This window comes from Vibrio sp. S234-5, assembly GCF_000960595.1.
Classification (GTDB): Bacteria; Pseudomonadota; Gammaproteobacteria; order Enterobacterales; family Vibrionaceae; genus Vibrio.
Genome location: NZ_JZAM01000209.1, coordinates 64,707 through 89,914 on the forward strand (window position 1 = coordinate 64,707; position 25,208 = coordinate 89,914).

24 protein-coding genes are annotated in these 25,208 nt (G+C 50.4%); 8 read left to right on the forward strand and 16 right to left on the reverse strand.

Features of this window, described 5'->3' with window-relative positions:
* The first annotated feature begins 1 nt into the window (after window position 1).
* The 5 genes from UF06_RS12055 (at window position 2) to UF06_RS12075 (ending at window position 7,367) form a co-directional block, all read left to right on the forward strand.
* Window positions 2–2,269, forward strand: a complete 2,268-nt coding sequence (locus UF06_RS12055) for a tetratricopeptide repeat protein (protein WP_045570663.1) — start codon at window positions 2–4, stop codon at window positions 2,267–2,269.
* A gap of 99 nt (window positions 2,270–2,368) precedes the next feature.
* Window positions 2,369–3,928, forward strand: coding sequence for a GGDEF domain-containing protein (locus tag UF06_RS12060; RefSeq protein ID WP_045570664.1), 1,560 nt, complete (start codon window positions 2,369–2,371; stop codon window positions 3,926–3,928).
* A gap of 260 nt (window positions 3,929–4,188) precedes the next feature.
* Window positions 4,189–5,565 (forward strand): nucleotide 5'-monophosphate nucleosidase PpnN, encoded by a 1,377-nt coding sequence (ppnN, locus tag UF06_RS12065; protein ID WP_045570665.1) that lies wholly within the window; start codon window positions 4,189–4,191, stop codon window positions 5,563–5,565.
* Window positions 5,566–5,627: 62 nt separating this feature from the next.
* Entirely contained in the window at window positions 5,628–6,410 is a 783-nt protein-coding gene (gene xni / locus UF06_RS12070) for a flap endonuclease Xni (RefSeq protein WP_045570666.1), read from the forward strand.
* Between the two features lie 207 nt (window positions 6,411–6,617).
* Window positions 6,618–7,367 (forward strand): DNA/RNA non-specific endonuclease, encoded by a 750-nt coding sequence (locus UF06_RS12075; protein ID WP_045570667.1) that lies wholly within the window; start codon window positions 6,618–6,620, stop codon window positions 7,365–7,367.
* A gap of 65 nt (window positions 7,368–7,432) precedes the next feature.
* On the opposite strand, the gene rlmM is transcribed toward UF06_RS12075, so the two are convergent.
* The 7 genes from rlmM to pomA form a co-directional block, all read right to left on the reverse strand.
* Window positions 7,433–8,524, reverse strand: coding sequence for a 23S rRNA (cytidine(2498)-2'-O)-methyltransferase RlmM (rlmM, locus tag UF06_RS12080; RefSeq protein WP_039461050.1), 1,092 nt, complete (start codon window positions 8,522–8,524; stop codon window positions 7,433–7,435).
* On the reverse strand, window positions 8,521–8,919 hold the full coding sequence (locus UF06_RS12085) for a DUF423 domain-containing protein (protein ID WP_045570668.1): 399 nt from the start codon (window positions 8,917–8,919) through the stop codon (window positions 8,521–8,523). The genes rlmM and UF06_RS12085 overlap by 4 nt, the downstream gene beginning before the upstream one ends.
* Window positions 8,909–9,535 carry an alpha/beta fold hydrolase gene (locus UF06_RS12090; protein WP_045570669.1) on the reverse strand — a complete coding sequence of 209 codons (627 nt, stop codon included), beginning with the start codon at window positions 9,533–9,535 and terminating at the stop codon, window positions 8,909–8,911. Before UF06_RS12090 ends, UF06_RS12085 begins: the two co-directional genes overlap by 11 nt.
* Window positions 9,513–10,436 carry a transcriptional regulator GcvA gene (locus UF06_RS12095; protein ID WP_045570670.1) on the reverse strand — a complete coding sequence of 308 codons (924 nt, stop codon included), beginning with the start codon at window positions 10,434–10,436 and terminating at the stop codon, window positions 9,513–9,515. Before UF06_RS12095 ends, UF06_RS12090 begins: the two co-directional genes overlap by 23 nt.
* Window positions 10,437–10,849: 413 nt before the next feature.
* Window positions 10,850–12,298: a tRNA uracil 4-sulfurtransferase ThiI gene (gene thiI, locus UF06_RS12100; RefSeq protein WP_039424443.1), complete on the reverse strand. Its 1,449-nt coding sequence runs from the start codon at window positions 12,296–12,298 to the stop codon at window positions 10,850–10,852.
* Between the two features lie 138 nt (window positions 12,299–12,436).
* Window positions 12,437–13,384: a flagellar motor protein MotB gene (locus UF06_RS12105; RefSeq protein ID WP_045570671.1), complete on the reverse strand. Its 948-nt coding sequence runs from the start codon at window positions 13,382–13,384 to the stop codon at window positions 12,437–12,439.
* A gap of 15 nt (window positions 13,385–13,399) precedes the next feature.
* Complete coding sequence (gene pomA, locus UF06_RS12110; protein WP_045570672.1) at window positions 13,400–14,161, reverse strand: flagellar motor protein PomA; 762 nt, start codon at window positions 14,159–14,161, stop codon at window positions 13,400–13,402.
* A gap of 366 nt (window positions 14,162–14,527) precedes the next feature.
* Here pomA and xseB point away from each other — a divergent pair, with 366 nt between their 5' ends.
* The 3 genes from xseB to dxs are packed head-to-tail and all read left to right on the forward strand — an operon-like array spanning window position 14,528 to window position 17,560.
* Window positions 14,528–14,770, forward strand: a complete 243-nt coding sequence (gene xseB / locus UF06_RS12115; protein WP_039424437.1) for an exodeoxyribonuclease VII small subunit — start codon at window positions 14,528–14,530, stop codon at window positions 14,768–14,770.
* A gap of 20 nt (window positions 14,771–14,790) precedes the next feature.
* Window positions 14,791–15,675, forward strand: coding sequence for a (2E,6E)-farnesyl diphosphate synthase (gene ispA / locus UF06_RS12120; protein ID WP_045570673.1), 885 nt, complete (start codon window positions 14,791–14,793; stop codon window positions 15,673–15,675).
* 19 nt (window positions 15,676–15,694) lie between these two features.
* The gene (gene dxs / locus UF06_RS12125; protein WP_045570674.1) at window positions 15,695–17,560 is read left to right on the forward strand and encodes a 1-deoxy-D-xylulose-5-phosphate synthase; all 1,866 of its coding nucleotides are present in this window, start codon (window positions 15,695–15,697) and stop codon (window positions 17,558–17,560) included.
* Window positions 17,561–17,644: 84 nt separating this feature from the next.
* Here the strand turns inward: dxs and pgpA are convergent, their stop codons facing one another.
* From pgpA to UF06_RS12170, 9 genes are all read right to left on the reverse strand, one after another.
* On the reverse strand, window positions 17,645–18,151 hold the full coding sequence (gene pgpA / locus UF06_RS12130; protein ID WP_045570675.1) for a phosphatidylglycerophosphatase A: 507 nt from the start codon (window positions 18,149–18,151) through the stop codon (window positions 17,645–17,647).
* Window positions 18,148–19,125, reverse strand: a complete 978-nt coding sequence (gene thiL, locus UF06_RS12135) for a thiamine-phosphate kinase (RefSeq protein WP_045570714.1) — start codon at window positions 19,123–19,125, stop codon at window positions 18,148–18,150. Before thiL ends, pgpA begins: the two co-directional genes overlap by 4 nt.
* A 63-nt stretch (window positions 19,126–19,188) precedes the next feature.
* Window positions 19,189–19,656, reverse strand: a complete 468-nt coding sequence (gene nusB, locus UF06_RS12140) for a transcription antitermination factor NusB (protein WP_045570676.1) — start codon at window positions 19,654–19,656, stop codon at window positions 19,189–19,191.
* Window positions 19,656–20,126 (reverse strand): 6,7-dimethyl-8-ribityllumazine synthase, encoded by a 471-nt coding sequence (ribE, locus tag UF06_RS12145; RefSeq protein WP_039424426.1) that lies wholly within the window; start codon window positions 20,124–20,126, stop codon window positions 19,656–19,658. Before ribE ends, nusB begins: the two co-directional genes overlap by 1 nt.
* Window positions 20,127–20,334: 208 nt before the next feature.
* Window positions 20,335–21,444, reverse strand: a complete 1,110-nt coding sequence (gene ribBA, locus UF06_RS12150) for a bifunctional 3,4-dihydroxy-2-butanone-4-phosphate synthase/GTP cyclohydrolase II (RefSeq protein ID WP_045570677.1) — start codon at window positions 21,442–21,444, stop codon at window positions 20,335–20,337.
* A gap of 95 nt (window positions 21,445–21,539) precedes the next feature.
* Complete coding sequence (locus tag UF06_RS12155; RefSeq protein WP_045570678.1) at window positions 21,540–22,196, reverse strand: riboflavin synthase; 657 nt, start codon at window positions 22,194–22,196, stop codon at window positions 21,540–21,542.
* On the reverse strand, window positions 22,197–23,309 hold the full coding sequence (gene ribD / locus UF06_RS12160; protein ID WP_045570679.1) for a bifunctional diaminohydroxyphosphoribosylaminopyrimidine deaminase/5-amino-6-(5-phosphoribosylamino)uracil reductase RibD: 1,113 nt from the start codon (window positions 23,307–23,309) through the stop codon (window positions 22,197–22,199). It lies immediately after the preceding gene.
* Between the two features lie 2 nt (window positions 23,310–23,311).
* Window positions 23,312–23,761, reverse strand: coding sequence for a transcriptional regulator NrdR (gene nrdR / locus UF06_RS12165; RefSeq protein ID WP_011149678.1), 450 nt, complete (start codon window positions 23,759–23,761; stop codon window positions 23,312–23,314).
* 179 nt (window positions 23,762–23,940) lie between these two features.
* On the reverse strand, window positions 23,941–25,191 hold the full coding sequence (locus tag UF06_RS12170; protein ID WP_045570680.1) for a glutamate-5-semialdehyde dehydrogenase: 1,251 nt from the start codon (window positions 25,189–25,191) through the stop codon (window positions 23,941–23,943).
* Between the last annotated feature and the right edge of the window lie 17 nt (window positions 25,192–25,208).

Genomic DNA, 25,208 nt, shown 5'->3' on the forward strand with positions numbered 1-25,208 from the left:
CATGGTGCGTTGGCAACGTCTAGTCGGCATTTTGGCTCTGCTTTTTAGCGTGCAGTTGCACGCTACGGTGCTCTCTTCCGTCTTATTGACAGAGGCTGAGCAGTTGGTGGATATCGAGCCAAGCCAAGCAAAGAAAATCGTGCAAAATTATCTGACTCAGCGCGAACTCACCAACAACCAAGAAAAAAGCCCTTCCGCGATTTCTCGCGACGACACCGACCGCACGCTGCGCACGCCAAGTGGCAGCGTCGAAGCGTATAAAATTCTCGCCCGTGCGGAATTTGCTTTAGGCAACACCCGTTCAGCGCTGGTGCAGCTCAATACCGCGGAACAGCTGACTAAAACCTTTCAACTGCCTTATCTCAATTTGGATGTGAAGCTGCTGCGTACCCAGTTGTTGTGGCAATTTGATAAAGACTACCTCAAAGCCAAACGCGCGTTAGACGAAATCAGCAGTCAGTTGGAGCTCGCCAGCACCTCTTTACAGATGACCGATAGCGTCAAGTACCGCTTGTTGATGCAGCAAGCGCTGCTCGCATCACAGCAAAATGATTTGCAACAAGCAGAGCGCTACTACGGCGAAGCACAAGAGCTGATTAAAAACAGCCGCTCTGAAAATACTCTGATTGATTACCACATCGCCGTCGGTGAGTTTTATCTCTCTCATCAAAAGTACAACTTAGCCTTGTCGGAACTGCTGTTTGGCTATTGGAAAGCGATTGAAGGCAACAAAAGCGCGCGACTCGCCAAAGTGAATCGACTGCTGGCACAACTGTTTGAAGAGCGCCGCGTGCTCGACAAAGCGCTGGAATACCTTTCGCAAGCGGCCGATTTTTATGATGGCTATCCCAATTCGCCTATCCTTGCTCAGGTGATGGAGAGAATGGGCAACATCTATTTTCGCCAAGGCAAATACAATTTGGCGCTGGTACACTACTTTAACGTGCTGGATCACGACAGCTCGACACGCGACGTACAGCAAGTGGTCAGCATTCGCCTAAGCCTCGCGGCAACCTACCTGCAACTTTATAACTATCCGTTGGCGGAGCAATATCTGGAACGCGCGCTTGAAGTGTTGGAATTTGCCGATATCCCGAAACTAAAAGCGCAAGCGGCGCTGCTCAAATCCGGCTTGGCCTTCTATCAAAACGACAGCCAAGGGGTCATCGCCAACGCCAACAAAGCACTAGATATCACCGCGAGCGCCGCAGAAGAACATTTGACGATCCGGCAACAAGCCTATCAATTACTATCGCTGGGCTACGAACAAGGTAAACAGTTTGATTTGGCGCTAGAGAGCCTGAAGCACTACAACCAGTTAGTGAGCATTGAACAGAAAAAACTCAATCAGATCAGTGAAGATGCGTTTCGTCAGCAAAAAGAGTTCGCCGAACAAACCATTCACTATACAGGCCAAGCTGAACAGCTCGAAAAAATTACCATCGAGCACGCCAAGTTCCAGAAAATCGCCTTTGCACTGTTTTTGCTCTCACTGGTACTGTTTTTACTCCTGATGAGACGAGGCGTGCTACTGCAGCGGCAAACGACGCAGATCGAACAGCTCACCGCCGATCTCTATACCCATTCGCGCTCCAAACTGCGTAACTTGCGCATGCTCAATGCGAAACTGTCCAATTCGCTGCGTAAAACCAATCAAACCTTTGAGCAGTGGCAACTCGGGGAACTGATCCATGAACCGCTGAATGACCGTTTGCGCTTCGTGATGATCGACCTGCCCTTCCTGCGCAGCATGTATGTGCAGCACGGGTACAAAGCGGGCTTAGAACTCGAACGGGCATTTGGTACGTTTCTTAGTGACAAAATCAGCAAGCCTTCACGCTTGTACCATTTTTCCGACGCGAACCTGCTTTACATCGAGCCCAACACAGAACGTCATTATTCGGCCGAAGACATTTTCGCCAAAGTGCAAGCTTGGGTTGATGAGTTTGCCGCTGTGCACCACATCAACCGCACTGTGCGCATGGGCATGGCCGATTACCCATTCTTACCTCGCGCCTACACGGCAATCAACGACCAAGAGTTGCTTGATCTGCTGCTGCTCGCCACGCACTTAGCACGCGAAGTCAGCTTGTTGGATAAGAGCAGTCACTATGTTTATCTAAAAGCTATCGACAACGCGCCCGCGGCGAGTCTTGCCTCCGGTAACATAAGGGATGCCGCGCAACAAGCGATCCATCAAGGGTTAATCAAAATGCACTCGTCTTACCAGAATGAGGACAACCTCAAAAATTTATTAAAAAATGGCTAAATCTCGCGCGCTTAAACCGCCAAATAGATGACGCTATAATGTTTTTTGTTATTATCAGGGTCATCGTTAAGTAGTACATGGACTGTGTTGTCGTTCACAATGGGCATTTTGGAATCCGATATTCAAGCGCAACTGCATCAGTTGAGTTGTCAATTAGACCAACTCAGGCTGACACATCGTGACACATCACTCAAATTCAAACGCGAACAGCTTGTTCTCAAGCGAATTGTGACTTCGCTGAGTGCCGCCTGTCAGGTGTCTGATGCTACACTGAGTCAAAATTTACAGGCTATCCAGCGCGAGCTGGAACAACAAAAAGATGTCAGTCGTTTGCTCCCGCGCTTGGTGGTGCTGGAAAGAATGCTGAGACAACGAACCGTGGCTATGGATAAACAGACCAGTTTTCTTGACGAGCAATTAAAGCACAGTGGCGAAACCCTGCAACGCGTAGCGGGCTTGCCCGCGCAACTCAAACGCGAACTGCGCAACCTGATGGGGTTTAGCCATGGCCAAGGGCGCAATGTCGATCACGCGGTCAAACTGCTCAATATCTATGAACGCGCGTTAAAAATTATCACCTCAAACTCTCGGCTCAACTTTAATGAGCAAAACAGTCTCGACAGAAATCAACTGGACTGCTTAGCGACAGAGCTGCAAAACGCAATTACCGAGTTGGACTTTGAAGGCGAGTCGGGCGATTTGCTGCTCGATATCCGCACTAAGCTGTTGCTCGGTGTCTCCGCGGAAGCGTTGATCGAACTCACTTTGCAGGTTTTGAAGTTGGTCATTGAAGGGACCCATTTCGAGCGTAAAGCGTCAGAGCAGTTTCTCGAACAGCTCAACGCTTCGCTTGCTGCCAATCTAAAAACCTCCCATCAGAATGTCGATCAAAGCCAAACTTACTTTGAGCAGCGCCAGCAATTTAATAAAGAGCTAGGCAAACTGGTGGCCAAAAGTCGCTTTTCGGTCGACAGCGCCACCGAACTTGAGCAGCTCAAAGCCACGGTTTCACCACTTCTGGCACAGATTGAATCACTTTCGCAGCGCTTGAGCCTCGCTGAAGAAAAAGAACAGGTGCTGCAAGAGCGGTTGCAATACGGGCAGCACCAGCTTGAAGCGGTATTTGACGTCACTCAAGACTATCGCCGCCGCTTGGAGGATCAGGCGCAGCGTATGCTGCTCGATCCACTCACCAAAGTGTATAACCGCACGGCGTTTAATGACCGTTTAGAGCTGGAATATCGACGTTGGATCCGCGCGCAACACAACTTACGAGTCGTGCTGCTCGACATCGATAGCTTTAAAGCCATTAACGACAGCTACGGCTACACCGCCGGCGACAAAGCGCTGAAAATCATTGCACGCACCATCCGTAAAGTCGCCGCAGATACCGACACGGTTGCCCGGTTTGGTGGCGAAGAGTTCATTCTACTGATTCCCGAGCAAACCGATGAATACGCGCTGAACTTGGTGAAAAAGATCCAAAGCGAAATCAGCAAACTGCCGTTTAAGTTTCGCGAGCAACAAATCACCATCACATTAAGTGCGGTTTCCACCGCGTTTGGTGAAGCGGATAACCCAGAATATGTCGTGGATCGCTTAGGCACCATGCTCAAAGAGAGTAAACAACGCGGCTTGAATCAGCTCGACTGGCGCTGAACAGTTGCACAAAAATACAGCAGACGAACCTGACTCTTCTGTCAGGTTCTGATTTTTCAACTAGTTATCACGTTTCTTTTCCGCCATCCTTTGCTAAGCTAACAAAACTCCCATGATTTTTGTGCCACAGAGCATGGCTCTGTGGCAGCAATCCAGCCTGCACTCCATTCGCCAATTTCTACAGCGACGTTATCTACAGGGCTCGGGTTGCCACTATTAACCACAATGCTAATAACCACAACGCTAAGCAAGGAGGCCTTATGATTACTCATATCAGCCCTGCAGGAAGTATGGATCTGCTCTCTCAGTTGGAAGTTGAGCGCCTAAAAAAAACCGCCTCTAGCGAACTGTATCAACTGTACCGCAACTGCACGCTAGCGGTACTCAACTCCGGTAGCCACACCGATAACTCCAAAGAGCTGCTGGATAAATATCAGTCCTTTGATGTCAACGTGATGCGCCGTGAGCGCGGCATCAAGCTGGAACTGACTAACCCGCCAGAGCACGCTTTTGTCGATGGCGAGATCATCAAGGGCATTCAAGAGCACCTGTTTGCCGTGCTGCGTGACATCGTTTACGTCAACATGCATTTGGCCGACAGTCAGCGCTTGAATCTGACCAACGCCACGCACATCACCAACCTGGTGTTCGCTATTTTGCGCAACGCGGGCGCGTTGATCCCGGGCATAGAGCCTAATCTGGTAGTGTGTTGGGGTGGGCACTCTATCAACCCGACGGAATATCAATACACGCGTGAAGTCGGCAGCGAACTCGGGCTGCGTGAGCTGAACATCTGTACGGGGTGTGGGCCGGGTGCAATGGAAGGGCCGATGAAAGGCGCGGCCATTGGTCATGCCAAGCAGCGCTACGCCCATCAACGCTACCTTGGTTTGACTGAACCATCAATCATTGCTGCTGAGCCGCCAAACCCAATAGTCAATGAACTGGTGATCATGCCTGACATTGAAAAGCGTTTGGAAGCATTTGTGCGCATGGCTCACGGCATCATCATCTTCCCCGGTGGTCCGGGCACCGCCGAAGAGCTGCTTTACATCCTCGGCATCATGATGCATCCGGAAAACGCCGAACAGCCGATGCCGATCGTCTTGACGGGGCCGAAAGAGAGTGAAGCCTACTTCCGTTCAATCGATGCCTTTATCGGCGATACCTTAGGCGAAGAAGGGCGTAAACACTACCAAATCATCATTGACAACCCGGCGGAAGTGGCGCGAGTAATGAAACAGGCGATGGGTAAAGTACGTCAGCATCGCAAAGACACCGGTGACGCCTACAGCTACAACTGGTCACTCAAAATTGAGCCTGAGTTTCAGTTGCCGTTTGAGCCGACCCATGATTCGATGGCGAGTTTAGATTTGCACCTGAATCAAAAACCGCAAGTGCTGGCCGCCAATCTGCGTCGAGCTTTCTCAGGGATTGTCGCGGGTAACGTCAAAGCGGAAGGCATTCGCGAAATCGAACGTAAAGGGCCTTTTGTGATTGATGGCGATCCGGTTTTAATGAAAAAGATGGACAAACTGCTGCGAGATTTCGTCGCGCAACATCGAATGAAATTGCCCGGCGGCAGCGCTTATGTGCCTTGCTACAAAATCGCACCAAGCTCAAACGGTGGTCGATAGCGCAGGGATTTTCCGTTACACTCAGGGGCCATTGGCCCCTTTTCTTTTTGCAGTATTTTGTTATGGCTATTCATCTTGTTATCATCGATGCGCTCAACCTTATCCGCCGAGTCAACTCCGCTCAGCCCGATCCGCACGACATCGCTAATACCATCACCAATACTGGCAGAACACTGCAACGCATTATCCGCGAAGCCCAACCCACTCATATTGTCGCCGTGTTTGATCACTTAAGCACCGACCGAGGCTGGCGCGCCAAAATCCTTCCTGAATACAAGCAAGGACGCAAACCCATGCCAGAGCCTTTGCTGCAAGGGCTGGAAAAAATTCAAGACGCTTGGTGGGAAATGGGTATTGACTCTTTGCTTTCCGAAGGGGATGAAGCCGACGATTTGGTGGCGACACTGGCACAAAAAGTCGCCAGTCACGGCGAAAAAGTGACGATTGTCTCTACCGATAAAGGCTATTGCCAACTGCTCTCTCCTACCCTGCAAATCCGCGACTACTTTCAGCATCGTTGGCTAGATGAGCCGTTTATTGCCAACGAGTTTGGCGTCAAACCGACACAGCTCGCCGACTACTGGGGTTTGGCAGGCATCAGTTCAAGCCAAGTGCCCGGCATTCCTGGTATTGGCCCGAAGGCAGCCAAAGAGATACTGACGCAGTTTGATGACATAGAGCAAGCCAATCAAGGTGATGCGCTGCCCACCAAATACCGAAAAAAGTTTGACCAGCATATTGATCAAGCGCGCCGCTGCAAACAGGTCGCAGCGTTAAAAACCGATATTGAACTTGGCTTTAATCTGCAAGATCTGCGTTTTAACCCCTCATCTTCATCGCAATAGTGCCAGGCAAATGCAACAGAATAGCCCATTCTTCACCGTACATTAGCCATCGCTATGTTTATCTCTCATGTGGTGTAATGGGTTACATTCACAATAATTAGATTAATTTAATCAATACCTTACTGAGTATTGATTATTCTATAATCATGATCACGGCACTATTGATAGATATCTCTATTTTTCATTACTCCAACAAGGAGTACAACAATGAAAAATATCATCTTACTTTCCCTATCCGTCGTTCTATCGCTGCCTGCTTTTGCTGAAACCTGTGGTCAACATTTGGAAAAAGGCATGCCTTCCGTTCACCCCGATCAAGTGTTGTGCCGTGAAGGCTACGCGGTCGGCTACAACTACACCACCAAGAATGCCGATTGGGTTGCTTACCACATCACGGCCGAGAGCGTGAATGCCTCGTACAAGCGCAGCAACAGCTTTAAAGTGGATAATGAGTTACCTGAGTATGCGCGCTCGACCTTAACCGACTACAGCAGTTCTGGTTACGATCGTGGCCATCTCGCCCCCTCTGCGGCGATGGATTTTAGCCAAACCTCCATGCAACAAAGCTTTTTGATGAGCAACATGTCTCCGCAGCTACCGGGCTTTAACCGCGTTGGTTGGCGACTGTTGGAAGAACACGTACGTGACTTAGCCAATGATTACCATGAACTCTACGTCGTCACCGGGCCGATTTATCAAGGTGGCGACGGCAGCATTGGTAACGGCGTGGCAATCCCGAGCGCTTTCTACAAAGTCATCTTAGATCCCGCGTTCAACGACGCGATAGCGTTCATCGTGCCGCACCGCGATGTGTCCGGCAGTGAACTGGTCAATTTTGTCACGACCGTAGACGAAGTTGAAAGACAGACTCAGCTCGATTTTTTCTCTGAAATCGCAGATGCCAGCGAAGAGAGCATGGAATCTCAATTGTGGGAGATGTGGCCGACATCGAACTAATGATTTGATTTTAAAAACATGAGAATGAAGAAACGCTCCGAGGAGCGTTTCTGTTTTAGCTGCGATTAATGCGGCGAAATATTGGATAAACACTGCACGTGCACAGTGATCTCTTCACGGTCGTGATAGAGATGCTTGGCTTGCAACCTGAATTTTACTTTATTCTCAATCAGGAACATTTTCAGGTTTTCAATATCTTGCAACACCTCGTCGTAGCGGCCTTTCATTGGCAATTTGAGGTTAAAGATCGCTTCTTTAGCCCAACCTTTGAGGATCCACTGCCCCATCAAGTGAGCAACGCGCGCCGGCTTTTCCACCATATCGCACACCAGCCAAGTGACGTTCTTACGATCGGGCTCAAACTTAAAGCCATCGACCATGTGATGACGTATCTGGCCGGTTTCCGTTAGGCTTTCCGCCATCATGCCGTTATCCACGCAGTGGACAAACATCGAACGTTTGACCAGCTGATAAGTCCAACCGCCCGGACACGCGCCGAGATCGACCGCCCACATTCCCGAGGCTAAGCGGGTATCCCACTCTTCGCGAGGAATAAAGACGTGAAACGCTTCTTCCAATTTCAGGGTTGAGCGACTTGGCGCATCGGCGGGAAATTTCAGACGAGGGATGCCCATAAAGAAGCGCGAATTGTTATCCGAGTAGGAGTACCCGACAAAACAGTGCCCTGAGGCCACAAAGCAAACGTGCAACACGGGCTTTTTCGCATGCTCTTTTGCCATTAGGAAACCTTTTCCGCGCAAGGCCTGACGCATTGGCACCGTGAACTTACGACAAAACTTCAGCAGCTCTTTCGCTTCATTGGTGTCTGGCGTTTCGATACGCAGATCACCACACATGGGGAAGCTATCGACTTCCTCAAGTTGAGATAAAATCGGGCTAATGCGATCCTCGGCGGGCAGATCGGTAAACTCCGCTGCGACAGCAAACATCTGCCTTGCAAAGATCAACGCGTTGAAATCCAACTCACGAGCTAGCCTGTCGGCATCGCCTGCTTGGTAGCACTCAAACAGGACGTATCCTGCGTTTTTAAACACGCGTGGAAAGCCATAAACCTCTAGCTGAGTCGCTTTATCTTGAATCTCACCGGCGCACTCTTTTTCAAAGCCGGGGCGACAATAGAGCATTAACTGTTTCACTTAGATACCTCGTTCGTTTTCAAAGCCGCGAGCATAAACACCAGCCAGCCGACCATAAACATCAATCCACCCAGTGGCGTTACAGGGCCAAACCATTTTATCCCCGTCAGCGCTAACGCGTATAAGCTGCCACTAAAGCAAAAGATGCCGATGATAAAGCAAATCGCAGCGATGAAAAAATAGTTTTGCGCTTTACTTGGCAACGTGCTGCGAAGCAGCAGTGCGCACAGCGCAATCGCCAAGGTATGCCAGAACTGATACGTCACTCCGGTTTCAAACACCTCGAGCAAATAGGGCGCTAAGCTGCTTTTCAAACCGTGTGCGGCAAAAGCCCCCAACGCCACCGCTGTCGCAGCAGAAGCGCCAACAAAGGCGAGTAACCACTTACTTCTCATTTTGCATTCCTTGAATAAAGGCGGTTAACTGCACAACCGCTGTATTGATATTGTCCTGATCACTCAGCCCTGAGCGTTTTCTCGGCTTAAAGCTGTGGTCACCATCGGGTAAAAATCGCATCTGCACCGCCGGAGAAAGCGGATACTCAGCGCACTCGCTTTGAGTGCCAAACGTGTCTCTTTCGCCTTGCAGGATCAGCGTGGGTTTGGCTATCACCGCAAGGTGTTCACCTTTGAACTTTTCCGCGTTACCCGGAGGATGAAACGGAAAACCGAGGCAGGCGATGGCGCTGACCAGTGGATGGTCGCCAAGCAGGCTGGCCATCCGACCGCCCATCGACTTGCCGCCAATCACCACAGGCACCGATGTAACCGACTCAATCACGTCAACAAACGCTTCGAGCAGTTTCGGCGCGCGATCTGGCGGCCGCTTTTTACCATCTTGAGCTCGTTTCACCATGTAGGGAAAATTAAAGCGGATGACACGAATGCCATTAGCGGCCAACCCTTGTGCCACAAGGGTCATGAAGGCGTGATCCATCGGCGCGCCTGCACCATGGGCAAAAATAAACACTGGCCCATCTTCAGGGCCATCAACCATGTAGGGCAGACTCATCCAACACCTCTTCTTGTTCTTTACGTGCAGTTGCTAACATCCAATCGCGGAACGTAGCGATGCGCCCCATCTCCGCCTGCTGATCATGACAAACCACATAAAAGGCATTCTTAGAGAGCAAGATTTCATCAAACGGGGCAATCAAGCGCCCGGCTTCCATTTCTGGCCGCGCCAACACATTGTTGCCGAGCGCGACTCCTTGGCCGTGCGCTGCCGCCTGCAACACCATGGTGGAGTGGCTGAAGATCGGCCCTTGATTGACATTCACCTCATCTAAACCGTTTTCTTTGGCAAACTGTTTCCAATCTTTTCTCGAGGTGTCATGCAGTAGGGTGTGATATTTCAAGTCACTTAGAGATTCTAATGGTTTGTTGCTTAAAAGTAACGAAGGTGAACAGAGCGGGATCAAGTACTCCTGATAGAGTTTGTCGGCACGCAGCCCGGGCCAATATCCGGCTCCATAGTAAATCGCCACATCAACGTCGTCGGTCAAAGAGCCTTCATCCATATCCACGGCTTTGATCCGGACATCGATATCGGGCTGCTGCGCGTTAAAATCGGCTAAACGCGGCACCAGCCATTGAATGGCAAAACTCGGCGGCAGACTGATGGTCAAAGCCCCTTTTTCACTGCGTTCCAGCACTTTATCGGTCGCTTCAGACAAGGCGGTAAAAATGTCTTTGATGTCGAGAAAGTAACTCTGCCCCTCTTCGGTGAGCAGCAGAGAGCGGTTACGGCGGCGAAACAGCTTCAAGGAGAGAAACTCTTCTAATGCTTTAATCTGGTGACTGACGGCGGCTTGGGTAACAAAAAGCTCCTCAGCAGCACGGGTGAAACTGAGGTGTCTGGCGGCGGCTTCGAACACGCGAAGTGAGTTCAGTGGCGGTAATCTACGTGACATACAACTTACTTACCATTAGTTTTTTTTAATCTGAAACATTATAAATTGTCCGTTGTGGAACAGCCAGAGAAATTCTATATTTCACCCCGCAACGCTGGCCTGAACGGCTTGATTCTCTTTAGAATCAATTGGCTTAGTTGTTGCGATGTTGTGTTTGCAAACTCGTATTTCGAGTTAGGTAGATTTCTACCATGATGTTTTGTCTCACTCCCTGTGACAAAACATATACTTCCTGTATTTATTTTTGACCTGTCTGTCAAATTTGTTACACCGCCTATATTAGGCGGTGTTTTTTTATCTGTCGAAAACACCTTTTACCCCGTTAAAACCGACAGGTAATAAAAAACCACAGGTAATAAAAAATCCGAGTGACAACACTCGGATTTCATGGACTTCAATAGATTTTCGGCGAACTATGGGCGATACACTTTCACGTTCTTAAAGCCTTGTTCTTGCAAATAAAGCGCTTGCAAACGGCTCATCACCCCACGCGCACAATAGAGCAGGTAGGTTTTCGATTGGTCTAAATCACCGAATTGAGTGCTGAGTTTGTAAAACGGAATGTGCTTAACCTCGATGCCTTCGATTTCCAGAGGGTTATCATCCTCTTCATCCGGGCTGCGGATATCAAGCACAACCGCATGTTCTTCAATCGCTTGAACTTGCTCAACTTCCGGCGCTGCCTGCTCAGACTCTTTGGCAATGTCGCGAATGTCCATCTGACGGGCATTGCGCACCACTTGCTCGAGAATGGCAAAATCGAAGTTGGCTTCTTCTGCTTCCAGCTTCTCTTTCACCGCTTTAACGGTCGGTTTTTTCGAGATCACGCCACAGTATTCCGGCATCGTCTTAGCAAAATCTTCGGTGCCAATGTCACGCGCCAGTTTGATGATCTCATCTTTGTCCCAGTTAATCAGAGGGCGCAAAATCAAACGGTCGGTCACGTTATCGATATGACGCAAGTTGGTGAGGGTTTGGCTCGACACCTGCCCCAGCGCTTCACCTGTCACCAGTGCTTGGATGTCAAACTTCTCGGCAACCATGCCCGCTGCGCGCATAAACATACGCTTGAGCACCACCCCCATCTGACCATCTTCGACTTTCTCCAGGATTTCGCCCACCACAGGCTCAAAATCGACCGAGATAAAACGCACCTTGGCCGAAGAGCCGTATTTGTTCCACAGGTAGTGAGCGACTTGCTTCACGCCAATCTCATGAGCCGGGCCGCCGAGATTGAAGAAGCAGTAATGCACTTTTGAACCGCGCTTGATGTGCAGATAGCTCGAGACACCTGAGTCGAAGCCACCAGAGATCAGGCTGAGAACATCTTCCTGAGTTCCGAGAGGGAAACCGCCCAGCCCTTTGTAATGCGCGAGGATCTGATTGAGCTTATCGTCAATCACCTCAACTTTGATGGTCACTTCTGGGTTGTGCAGTTTGACCGATGCGCTCGCAACGGCTTGGTTTAAACCACCACCGACATAACGCTCAAGTTCAATCGAAGTGAAATCGTGTTTGCCACGACGCTTAGCGCGCACCACAAAAGTTTTGTTTTCGATGCGCTCGCGATTGAGCTCCAACACCTGCTCATAGATATGGTGCAGGTCGTTAAAGTCAGATTGCTGCACTTCCAATATCTGTTGGATACCCGGCGTGCTGGTGAGAATTTCCAACACTTGCTGACGATATTGGTCGCTGTTCGCTGCCACTTCGATGTGGTCGCGACGGTTAAATACAGCCACAGATTCAGTGCGATTCTGAATAATGATGCGGATGTTGCTCTCAAGAATCTTGGTAAAGCGCTTACGTACCGATTCACTCTTTACAAAAATTTCTGGATGGGGCTTTACAATAAATTTCATAGTTCGATTCGCAATCTGTTGGCTATCAAAGAACACCCGCGTTACTGCGAAGGTGTCGGCGTTAGGGCGCAAGATTATACACGAATTATACCTATAAAAAAGACGAGCATTGCTGCTCGCCTTGGTGATTACTGGTGGTTATTGAGGAAGGGCTGGTATTTCATCGCTATAGAGTGGCTCCCCTTGCATGATGCTGATCTCTACCCGACGGTTCTTCGCTCGGTTTTCGTCAGTGTCATTGGGAACTAATGGCTCAGTATCTGCCATTCCCCGCACACGCAAGCGTTGATGGGAGAAACCACGCACCTTTTCCATCTCTTGCGCCACCGACACCGCACGCTGTGCAGAGAGATCCCAGTTAGAACGGTACAGTTCCGAATCCAACTGCAAACTGTCGGTATGGCCAGAAATGCGCACAATGCCCGGCACATCTTTCACCAATTCGGCAATTTGCCTTACTAATGGGCGAAACTTTGGTTGCAAGAATGCAGAACCTTCAGGGAAGGCGCCTTTTTCTCGCATACGAATGACGATTTGCTGGCCAAGGTTCTCCAGCTCGATCGCACCTTGCTCTATCTCTCGCTGCAATGCTTTCTTGATGCTCTCCATCACGGTTTCCATCTCTTGCGACATAGACTCGGCTTGCTGCTGCTGGCGCTCTTCCTGGGTATTTTGATTGCTTTGCGTCGAGGTTTCCGGCGACTGACCACCAGTCAGTTTTCCTTCATCGCGCTTCGTGCCGCCCGCGCGATCCGATTCGCCATCGTGAAACTCTAACGTCTGCTGAGTAATGTCGATCGTCTGCTGCATGATGACGTCAATTGGCGTTGGCTCGGGGCGCCCGGGGCGAAACTCTTGAGCAATAATGCTGGTGCCCTTGGGAATATCTTTCACCTCAAGACGGTTTTGCACCCCAAAGGCAAACTTCATCGAACCTGCGATCTGCTTAAACTTGAGCACATCCATCTCAGAAAACGACAGCAGCAACACGAAGAAACACATCAGCAATGACATCAAGTCAGCGAATGTTCCCATCCATAACGGCAATCCGGGAGGGGGACATTTACACTTCTCTTCATCGTCCATCACTCACTCCCGTGATTACTCGTTAACGTCGAGAGCACGTTTACTCTCATTGAGATAGTTTTTCAAATAGCCGTCAATCACTCGTGGGTTTTGCCCATCTTGAATCGCGAGCACGCCGTCCATAATCAGGCGGCGATTGAGCGTCTCTTGGTCACGGCGCAGTGCCAATTTGTCAGCGATAGGAAAAAAAATCATGTTCGATAATACCGCGCCGTAAAGAGTCGTCAAAAGAGCAACCGCCATCGCAGGGCCGATGGACTTCGGGTCATCCATGTTAGATAGCATCGCCACCAGGCCAACCAGTGTACCTATCATCCCCATTGCCGGGGCAACGTCACCAAAGGCGCGAAATACCCCTGTTCCTTGCGTGTGACGCTCATCGGTCAGCGCAATGTCTTTTTGTAATGCAGCTCGGACTACATCAGCATCGTGGCCATCCACGAGCAAATCGATTCCTTTTTGCATAAAACTGTTGGAGATTTCCATCTCTTCCAGAGCGAGAAAGCCACCTTTACGCGCCGCGTCTGCCATTTCAACAATTTTGGCGATCAAATCCTCTGGCTCATCTGCCTTAAACATAAATGCTTTGCCAGCGACTTTAGCCGCGCCGAAAAACTGCCCCATTGTGAACTTCATCAACACAACAAAGACCGATCCACCGACAACAATCAGGATGGAGGTCACATCGACGAACATCATGATGCTGCCGCCAAGAACCATCGCCATGACAACGAAGGCAAGGCCACCAATCAAACCTAAAAGGGTTGCTAAATCCACAAAGCACTCCTCATGCTATTTATGTTTTTACTGCTGCGGGAAAAAACAGATTATTTCTTTTATCGACAACGATTAAGCTTCTTTTAGTAAAAACTTGGCTATTGAATCACAAAAAAGGCGGTAAGCGGCAAAATCTCCGTCGACCACCACGCTTTACGACTAAAGCAAGTGTACGACGATAGCCCATTTACTGCCATTGGCTTGGGCAAGTTTACTGCCATTTGCTAAGAGTGGAAGCTTGTTTTTGTTCTCGCTCGCTTCCTCTATAATAGTCGCCCTCAATTTCAGATAAATTTCCCTGCTTAAATTTGACCAAGCAAGCACGCTAAGGTAACTTTCGGGCATTCTTTACAAGGCAGAAACAGTATGGCGACGAAGAAACCAGAAAACATGTCCTTCGAGGCAACCATCGAAGAGCTGGACGGTTTGGTAGATCAACTGGAAAACGGTGATTTGACCTTAGACGATGCGCTGAAAAAATTTGAGCGTGGTATCGCGCTCGCCAGAGCCAGCCAAGCGAAACTCAGCGAAGCAGAACAACGTGTCAGCATTCTTCTTAGCGAAGACGATCAAGCGCCGCTGAGCGATTTCACTATTCCGTCAGAGTAATTTTTTGCATGAATAATTCTATGATTGACGTATTGACGTCGTATCAAAAGCGCAATAATGAGCAACTCCATCATTGGTTGGACGGTTTACCGCACCAAAATCAGGCGCTGATCCAGGCGATGCGGTACGGTCTCGTTCTGGGTGGCAAACGCGCTCGCCCCTTTCTGGTTTACATTACCGGCGAGATGCTCGGCTGCGCGCCAGAAGAGCTTGATACGCCCGCTTGCGCCATTGAGTGTATTCATGCCTATTCTCTGATCCATGATGATCTCCCGGCCATGGACGACGATGAGCTGCGCCGCGGCCAACCAACCTGCCATATTAAGTTTGACGAAGCGACCGCCATTCTCACCGGCGATGCGCTGCAAACTCTGGCCTTCTCCATTCTTGCTGAAGGGACCTTGTCTGCACAAGGCGAGTCGCAGCGCGTACGTATGGTTCAAGCACTCGCAGAAGCCTCAGGCGCTCAAGGCATGTGTATCGGCCAAGCGCTCGATCTGGCTGCGGAAAACCGCTTGGTTAGCCTAGAAGAGCTAGAAGAGATCCATCGCAATAAAACTGGCGCTCTGATGCGTTGCGCAGTTCGACTTGGCGCGCTCGCAGCGGGAGAAAAAGGGCGTGAAATTCTGCCGCAACTAGACCAATACGCCGCCGCCGTTGGCCTCGCGTTTCAAGTACAAGATGATATTTTGGACATCATCAGTGACACCGAAACGCTCGGAAAACCGCAAGGTTCTGATCAAGAACTCAACAAAAGTACCTATCCTGCGTTGCTTGGTTTAGACGGCGCTATTGAGAAAGCTCACACTCTGTTACAGGAAGCACTTCAAGCTTTGGATGCAATCCCATACAATACCCAATTACTCGAAGAGTTCGCCCGATACGTCGTCGAGCGCAAGAACTAAACTATAAGCGCGCATATTTATGACTCTTGATATTTCAAAGTACCCAACACTGGCACTGGCAGAAGATCCGCAGGAGCTGCGTCTGCTCCCAAAAGAGACGCTGCCAACGCTGTGCGATGAGCTGCGTACCTATCTGCTTAACTCCGTCAGTCAGTCAAGCGGTCACTTAGCATCCGGCCTTGGCACAGTCGAACTCACAGTCGCTCTGCATTACGTCTACAACACCCCCTTTGATCAGTTGATCTGGGATGTGGGCCACCAAGCCTATCCGCACAAAATTCTTACCGGCCGCCGTGAGCAAATGTCCACTATTCGGCAAAAAGGCGGTTTGCATCCGTTTCCTTGGCGTGAAGAGAGTGAATACGACACTCTGTCTGTCGGGCACTCTTCCACCTCCATCAGCGCCGCTTTGGGGATGGCAATCTGCGCGGAAAAAGAGGGGAAGAATCGCAAAGTAGTGAGCGTGATTGGTGATGGCGCAATTACCGCGGGCATGGCTTTTGAAGCGATGAACCACGCAGGTGACGTACACGCGGATATGCTAGTGATCCTCAATGACAATGAGATGTCGATTTCAGAAAATGTTGGGGCGCTGAATAACCATCTAGCGCGTCTCTTGTCTGGCAACTTTTACACCTCTATGCGTGAAGGCGGTAAGAAAGTCCTCTCAGGTATGCCACCAATTAAAGAGCTGGTGCGTCGCACCGAAGAGCATCTTAAGGGCATGGTTGTGCCGGGTACGTTGTTTGAAGAGCTGGGCTTTAACTACATCGGCCCGATTGACGGCCATGACGTCACGGAACTGGTGAAAACACTTAAAAACATGCGTGAGCTGAAAGGCCCACAGTTTTTGCATGTGATGACCAAAAAGGGCAAAGGCTACGAGCCAGCTGAGAAAGATCCGATCGGCTATCACGGCGTGCCTAAGTTTGATCCCGCACGCACTAGTTTGCCCAAAAGCAGCGGCGGTAAACCGAGCTTTTCGAATATCTTCGGTGATTTCCTTTGTGATATGGCGGCGCAAGATCCCAAGTTAATGGCGATCACTCCGGCCATGCGTGAAGGCTCTGGCATGGTGCGTTTTTCCAAAGAGTATCCAGAGCAATATTTCGATGTGGCGATTGCCGAACAGCACGCCGTGACACTGGCAACCGGCATGGCGATTGGCGGTTACAAGCCTGTCGTCGCCATCTATTCGACCTTCTTGCAACGCGGTTATGATCAGTTGATTCACGATGTGGCTATTATGAATCTGCCAGTGATGTTTGCTATCGATCGCGCGGGATTGGTCGGTGCGGATGGCCAAACTCACCAAGGTGCATTTGACTTAAGTTACCTGCGCTGCATTCCCAACATGCTGATCATGGCGCCAAGTGATGAGAACGAATGCCGACAAATGCTTTACACTGGCCACCAGCATAACGGTCCGAGCGCGGTACGTTATCCTCGCGGCAGTGGTATGGGCACACCGATTGAAGAGGCGTTTACCGCCCTCGAAATTGGCAAAGGCCGCCTCATTCGAACGGGTGAGAAAGTGGCGATTCTCAGCTTCGGTACCTTCTTGGCAAATGCCCTCAAAGCGGCCGACAACCTTAACGCGACCGTCGCCGACATGCGTTTTGTTAAACCGCTTGATGAAGCGCTGATCCGCCAACTGGTTGCCACACACGATGTGATTGTCACCGTGGAAGAAAACGCCATCGCTGGCGGCGCTGGTGCCGGTGTTGTGGAATTTTTGATGCAGGAAAAACTCATCAAACCCGTTCTCAATCTTGGTCTGCCGGATAAGTTTATTCCTCAAGGTACCCAAGAAGAGCTGCATCAAGAGCTTGGGCTAGATGCCAATGGCATTGAGCAGGCAATTTTGGCTTACCTAGCCAAATAGTTCGCTTCTAGCAATGAAAAAGGGTTGGCTCAATTTGCCAACCCTTTTGTTCTCCAACACTCACATTGCCATACATAACGCCGCTTAACTTAGCCAGCCTGCGTAGTAGCCTACCAAGTAGAGAGCGAGCGCTGACATCACGCCCGCCACAATGTCATCAAGCATAATCCCCAAGCCGCCATGCACTCGTTTATCCAACCAGCCAATGGGCCACGGCTTAACCATGTCGAAAAAGCGAAACAGCACAAAACCAGTCACCAGCCATTGCCATTCACTCAACGGAATATTGAGCGCTGGCACAATCAACATAGTGATCCAAAACCCGGCAAATTCATCCCACACTATCGAACCGTGGTCGTGAACGCCCATATCCGCCGAGGTAACTTGGCAGATTTTTATCCCCAGCACACACGCAAGCAGTACAACCAATAAATAGATGGGTAATGGCAGGTAAGCCAGCAGAAGGAAAAAAGGCACAGAAGCCAGCGTCCCCATGGTACCGGGCACCACTGGCGACAAACCGCTGCCAAAACCGGTGGCCAGTAAATGCCAAGGATTACTCAATGAGAGCTTCGCCAACGGGTTACTCATTTGTTTTGCCCCTTAAAGTGATCAAAACCGCAAAGTTGCCAATCCAACTTAGTGCCGTTGTCATGCAGTTCAAAAAAGCCTTGTGGACGAATTTGCCCGATGCAGGTGACTTTGCAACCAACATGCGCCAGGGAACTTTCTAACGAGCCGCGGCTCTCTTCTGGGACGGTGAAACAGAGCTCGTACTCTTCGCCGCTGGTAAGCGCATATTGCTGCGCCGTCTCTCGATCATCGAGAAATGAAAGCAGCTCTGATGAGATAGGCAGTTTCGAGACGTCAATGCTCACACCGACGCCTGAGCGCTGCAGAATATGGCCCAGATCCGCAACCAGACCATCGGAAATATCAATCGCCGCCGATGCCAGCCCCACCAAGGCTTGTCCGGCCAAAATGCGCGGCATACTCAGGTAGTGTGCCTTCTCCAGCGCCAAAGCGGCTGGGCGGCTGCGCTGCGCGCCATTAAGGATCACATCAAGGCCCGCTTTGGCATCACCCAAGGTGCCCGTCACAAACACGTAGTCTCCCGGTTTCGCGCCACTGCGTTTGAGCGCTTTTCCTTCGGGAACGTAACCTTGCACCGTCAGCGTTAAACTCAGTGGCCCTTTGGTGGTATCACCGCCAATCAACTGGATGCCAAAATAGTCGGCTAGCTTGAAGAACGCATCACAAAAAGGCGCAAGCCAAGTTTCGTCTGGTTCTGGCATGGTTAACGCCAAAGAGACCCACGCAGGTGTCGCGCCCATGGCCGCCAAATCACTGATATTCGAAGCCAACGCCTTGTGCGCCACCCAAGCCGGATCGGCTTCTGGCAAAAAATGAGTGCCACAAACTAAGGTATCGGTACTGATAGCCAGTTGCACATTGGCGAGAGGTTTTACCAGAGCACAGTCGTCTCCAGCGGCAAGGTAAACATCTTTACGTTGTGCCTGACGGCCAACGAAGTATTTTTCAATCAGATTAAATTCGCCTGAGATCAAAATCCTTTCCTTTGTATAAAAAAGGTCAGCAAGTGCTGACCTTTTTTTGTAGAACGCTTGTTACTTTTTGCGAACATGCGGTGCGGCTTTATCCAACACACCGTTGACGAATTTGTGGCTATCTTCTGCCGCAAACACTTTCGCTAGCTCAATCGCTTCGTTAATGACCACTTTGTAAGGGACATCTTCACGACGCGTCATTTCGTACATTGCCAGACGGAGCAATGCCAGCTCCATCATATCCAGATCCTGCATAGGGCGTGAAACGTAAGGACGAATCTTGCTATCCAGTTCCGCGTGACTCAATACAACACCGGTCAACAAGTCACGGAAGTATGCAACGTCAGTTTCAGGAGCAGTCAACGCAGGCTCAGCAGCGCGATGTTCTTCTTCATCGTACTTTTCACCTGACAAAAATTGCTCTTCGATGGTGGCAACATTTTCTTTAGTAATTTGCCATGAGTAAATTGCTTGTAAAGCGAATTGACGTGCATTACGACGTGCGGCTGGTTTCACACTGGCCCCCATTAGGAATCGATTTCAGAAAGAACGTTGATCATCTCAAGCGCGCTCAGTGCAGCCTCTGCACCTTTGTTACCAGCCTTGGTTCCTGCGCGTTCAATAGCTTGATCGATCGTATCAACAGTCAAGACACCAAATGCGACTGGAATGCTAAATTCCATCGACACTTGTGCCAGACCTTTATTCATTTCACTACAAACATAGTCAAAATGCGGCGTGCCACCACGGATAACTGTGCCCAGAGAAACAATCGCATCATACTTGCCAGTTTTAGCAACACGTTGAGCAACCAGAGGAAGTTCAACTGCACCAGGGCAACGTACGACAGTGATGTTGTCATCGCTAACTTGTCCGTGACGCTTTAAAGTATCGATGGCACCAGACAATAAACTTTCGTTAATAAAACTGTTGAAACGAGAAATAACGATAGCAATTTTTGCGTTTGGCGCGGGGAAGCCACCCTCGATCACTTTCATAAGCCTTCCTTTAACTATGTTCATCAAGTGAGAATCGCCGGATTCTAGCACAAATTTGTGAGCAATATCTAATGGTATTTCGCCGCCGATTATCCTGCCAGCGGTGCCGTTATCTGCCAGTTTTAGTCCGTTAGGAGGAAAAACTCAGATAAAAAACGCAGCCAAGCGGGGCTGCGTTTCTCTTATCGGTCACACGAACGTCAGTTGGCTATTCACACACGTATTCAACGACGTTGAGACCAAAGCCGCCCAGCGCATGGTATTTCTTGTTTGATGAGGAGAGCAGACGCATGTCATGCACCCCAAGATCGGCCAGAATTTGAGAACCAACCCCAACACGGCGTGATGTTCCCTGTTTTTTCGCCAGTTTCGGCGCATCGTCTTTATCTTGCGCTTCAAACATTTTCACGCGGTGGATCAAAAGCTCCGGCGACTCTTCGTTGCCAAGAATAACCAGCACCCCACCCTCTTGGCCGATACGGGCCATCGCTTTATCGAGCGTCCAACTGCGCTCAGCATTGCGGTCACTGCGCAATAGATCGGTAAAGGTGTCTTGCAAATGCACGCGCACCAATGGTGTGTTTTGTTTTAAATCGCCTTTGCACAGAGCAAAATGGATCTGCTGGTCGATGATGTCGCGATAAGTAACCAATTCAAATTCGCCGTATTCCGTCGGCAGTTGGCACTGAGCGACACGCTCGATGGTGGTTTCGGTGTTGTTGCGATACTCGATAAGATCAGCGATGGTGCCTAACTTCAAACCATGCTTTTCAGCAAACAGTTCTAAATCTGGGCGACGCGCCATGGTGCCGTCATCATTGAGGATCTCGACAATCACGGAGGCAGGCTCCAACCCGGCAAGGCGCGCCAAATCACATCCCGCTTCGGTATGACCTGCGCGAGTTAATACGCCGCCATCTTGCGCCGCGAGAGGAAAAATGTGCCCCGGCTGAACCAGATCCGCCGCTTTCGCTTCTTTGGCAACCGCAGCTTGCACGGTACGCGCGCGATCGGCGGCAGAAATCCCGGTGGTCACCCCTTCGGCCGCTTCAATCGAGACGGTAAAATTGGTGGTGTACTGGGCATTATTGTCCTGCACCATTGGTGGCAGGCCAAGACGCTTGCAGCGCTCTTTGGTCATGGTCAGACAAATCAGGCCTCGCCCGTGGGTCGCCATAAAATTAATCGCTTCAGGCGAAATGTGTTCTGCGGCCATGATCAGGTCGCCTTCGTTTTCACGGTCTTCGTCATCCATGAGGATAACCATTTTCCCCAAACGAATATCGTCGATAATTTCCTGTGGAGTGCTGATCGGCATAGTCTCTTTCCTGTCAATTAAGTGCAGAGCGTTAGATTCTGTGTAGTCTGAATTATCGTCTCAATGTGTCAATAAGCGTGCTAACGTTCTGTGAACTAAGCAAAACCATTCTGTTGCAGAAACGCCATCGTAAGGCGAGATTCGGGTGCCTCTTGCGCCTGATTTCCTTGCAACAGACGCTCCATGTAGCGCGCTAGCACATCCACTTCCAGATTCACTTTGCGCCCAACGTGGAAATCATTGATGGTCGTCTCTTCGCCGGTGTGCGGTACGATCGTCAGCTTAAAGGCGTTTTTACGCAGGTCATTGACGGTAAGACTGATGCCATCAACCGTAATCGAGCCTTTTTCGGCGACGTACTTGCTTATCTCTGCAGGCATGTTTACCCAGAACTCGATCGCCCGGCCAACCTGATTGCGCTCAACGATTTCCCCTACGCCATCAACATGCCCCGACACGATGTGTCCGCCAAAACGGGTGGTTGGCAACATGGCTTTCTCTAAATTGACTTTGGAACCCACTTGATAATGCGCAAACCCGGTTTTTTTCAGCGTCTCTAGGGAGAGATCGGCGCTGTAGTAGTTCGGGCCAAAATCAATCACGGTCAAGCAAACGCCATTGGTGGCAATACTGTCACCTAACTTCACGTCCGACATATCCAGCTTACCGGTTTGCACCGTCACGCTAATGTCTTCACCGCGCGGAGTGATCGCCGTCAGCGTGCCTACGGCTTCAATAATTCCTGTAAACATTTAATTTTCTTTCTCTTTAGGGGTCGCGATGATGCGGATATCAGGGCCGACCATGCGTACGTCTTTAATGGTTAAATCCATCACTTGCGCCATATCGCTCAGACCAAGTGCGCCAATCAGCCCACGCCCATCACTGCCCATTAACTTAGGGGCTAGGTAGACAATCAACTCATCAACCAAGCCTTTGCTGAGCAAAGCACCAGCCAAAGTGGCCCCAGCTTCAACCCAGACATGATTGACGTTGAATTTGTGGGTAAGGCTTTGCAGCGTACGAGACAGATCCAGACTGCCTTGCTCATCAAACTCTGGAGCAAGATCGCCAAGTGGACTGACAACCACTCGTTCCCCAGGCGTTTGGAAAAGTTTGAGCGAAGAAGTGAGTTGCGACTGACGATCCAAAATCACTCGTACAGGCTGGCGCAGGTTACGTTCTTCATAGTGTGCTTGCACTGAAGCAGGCAGCTCAGACCAACGCACATTGAGTGAGGCGTTATCTTCAATCACGGTTTTGCTGGTCGATAAAATCGCCCCCGCTTTGGCGCGAAACCGTTGTACGTCACGGCGGGCATTCGCGGAGGTAATCCACTGGCTTTGACCGTTGCTAAGCGCACTTTGCCCATCTAAGGATGCGGCCATTTTCAGCTGCACAAACGGCATCCCTGTTTGCATGCGCTTAATAAAAGCAGGGTTGAGAGCGACGGCCTCGGCTTCCATGAGGCCGACGTGCACGTCAATACCGGCATCTCGCAGCATTTGAAAACCGCGTCCGGCCACTTGCGGATTCGGATCTTGCATCGCGCCAATCACTTTCGCTACGCCCGCCTTAGTCAGGCCTTCGGCACACGGTGGAGTACGGCCATAGTGAGAGCAGGGCTCTAAGGTCACATACGCCGTTGCGCCGCGTGCTTTTTCACCCGCCATGCGCAGGGCATGCACTTCCGCATGCGGCTCGCCAGCTCGCGCGTGATAGCCTTCGCCAACGATTTCTCCGTCACGCACCAACACACAACCCACATTCGGGTTTGGCGCAGTGGTATAGATGCCCCGTTTGGCAAGGGCAATTGCCCGAGTCATCATTTGGTAATCAAAAGCGGTAAATGGGGATGGGGTCATGGCTAATCTTCTAACCTCGCAATCTCTTCGCCAAACTCGCGAATATCTTCAAAGCTACGGTAGACAGAGGCAAAACGGATGTAAGCCACTTTATCGAGATGTTTGAGTTGCTCCATGACTAAGTTACCAATCATTTTACTCGGCACTTCCCGCTCACCCGTCGCTCTGAGCTTAGATTTGATCATGCTGATCGCCAATTCAATCGCATCAGCGCTGACTGGGCGTTTTTCCAGTGCACGCTGTATGCCACCGACCATTTTGTCTTCATTGAATGGTTCACGGTTGCCGTTGGACTTGATCACTTTCGGCATCAGCAACTCAGCCGTTTCAAATGTGGTAAAGCGTTCATTACACGCTAAACATTGACGACGACGACGAACTTGATGCCCGTCGGCCACCAAACGAGAGTCGATCACTTTGGTGTCGTTTTCGGAACAAAAGGGACAATGCATATCACCTCCCAATAATGGATAAGCCGGTCAACACTCGAGGAGCAAAAATGGACTTTTCGCTTGTTTTATTCAGCCTAATTCGAGTGATGAAATGTGAGCTAGTGTAGCGGAATTGCCTAAGCGAATAAAACAAAAAGGGGCCATGATGGCCCCTTTCGCGCTGATATTCGCAGGTTATGTTAACTGCGTGGCAGGTAATTGGCCTTGCCGACCCATTTGTAGCTGGTGAGCTCTTCCAAGCCCATTGGGCCACGGGCGTGCAGTTTTTGCGTTGACACGGCCACTTCAGCGCCGAGACCAAATTGCGCGCCATCGGTAAAGCGGGTAGACGCGTTGACGTACACCGCCGCCGAATCCACTGAGTTAATAAAGCGCTCAGCATTTTCCAAACTGTTGGTCATGATCGCATCCGAATGGCTGGCGTTGTGCTCACGCATATGTTCAATCGCTTGGGCCACATCCACCACCACTTTCACGCCCAGTGTGTAGCTTAGCCATTCCGTGTCAAAGTCACCCTCTTGCGCATCGCGCAGATTGTCGGCACTTCCCATCAACGCTTTCGCTTGCGGCTCTGCGACAAACGTCACTTTGTCATTCAAACGCGCCACCAGCATCGGCAAGAACTCGGCTGCAACCTGCTGGTGGACTAACAGCGTGTCCAGCGAGTTACACGCCGATGGGCGCTGCACTTTGGCGTTTTCAACGACGTCGAGTGATTTTTCTAGGTTTGCGCTCTCATCAACAAAAATATGGCTGATGCCAAAACCACCGATGATGACCGGAATGGTGCTGTTCTCTTTGCACATTTTGTGCAGACCAGCACCGCCGCGTGGAATGATCATGTCCACGTACTCATCCATTTTCAGCAGTTGATTGACCAACTCGCGATCAGGCTTTTCAATATACTGCACCGATGCGGCTGGCAGCTTGGCTTTGGCCAGTGCCGATTGAATCACATTCACCAGTTCCATGTTGGAGAAGAACGTCTCTTTCCCGCCACGTAGAATGCTGGCATTACCCGTTTTCAGACACAGCGCGGCGATATCAATGGTCACATTCGGGCGCGCTTCATAAATAACGCCAACCACCCCTAATGGCACGCGGCGGCGAGAAAGCTGCATGCCGTTTTCCAACACTTTACTGTCAATCTCACTACCCACAGGGTCAGCAAGGCTGATAACGTTGCGTACGTCGTTAGCGATGCCATGCAAGCGCTGTTCATTAAGAAGCAAGCGATCCAGCATTGCGTCGCTTAAACCCGCCTGACGCCCCAGTTCAATGTCTTTTGCATTCGCGGCTAAAATATCCGCTGCGTTAGCCTCAAGCTCATCGGCAATCAGCGCCAATGCGCGGTTTTTCTGCGCCGTGGAGGCGGTCGCGAGTTGAAAAGCCGCCTCTTTTGCCGCTTTGCCTAAATTGGTCAATTCCACCTGAAATCCTCTTTGCT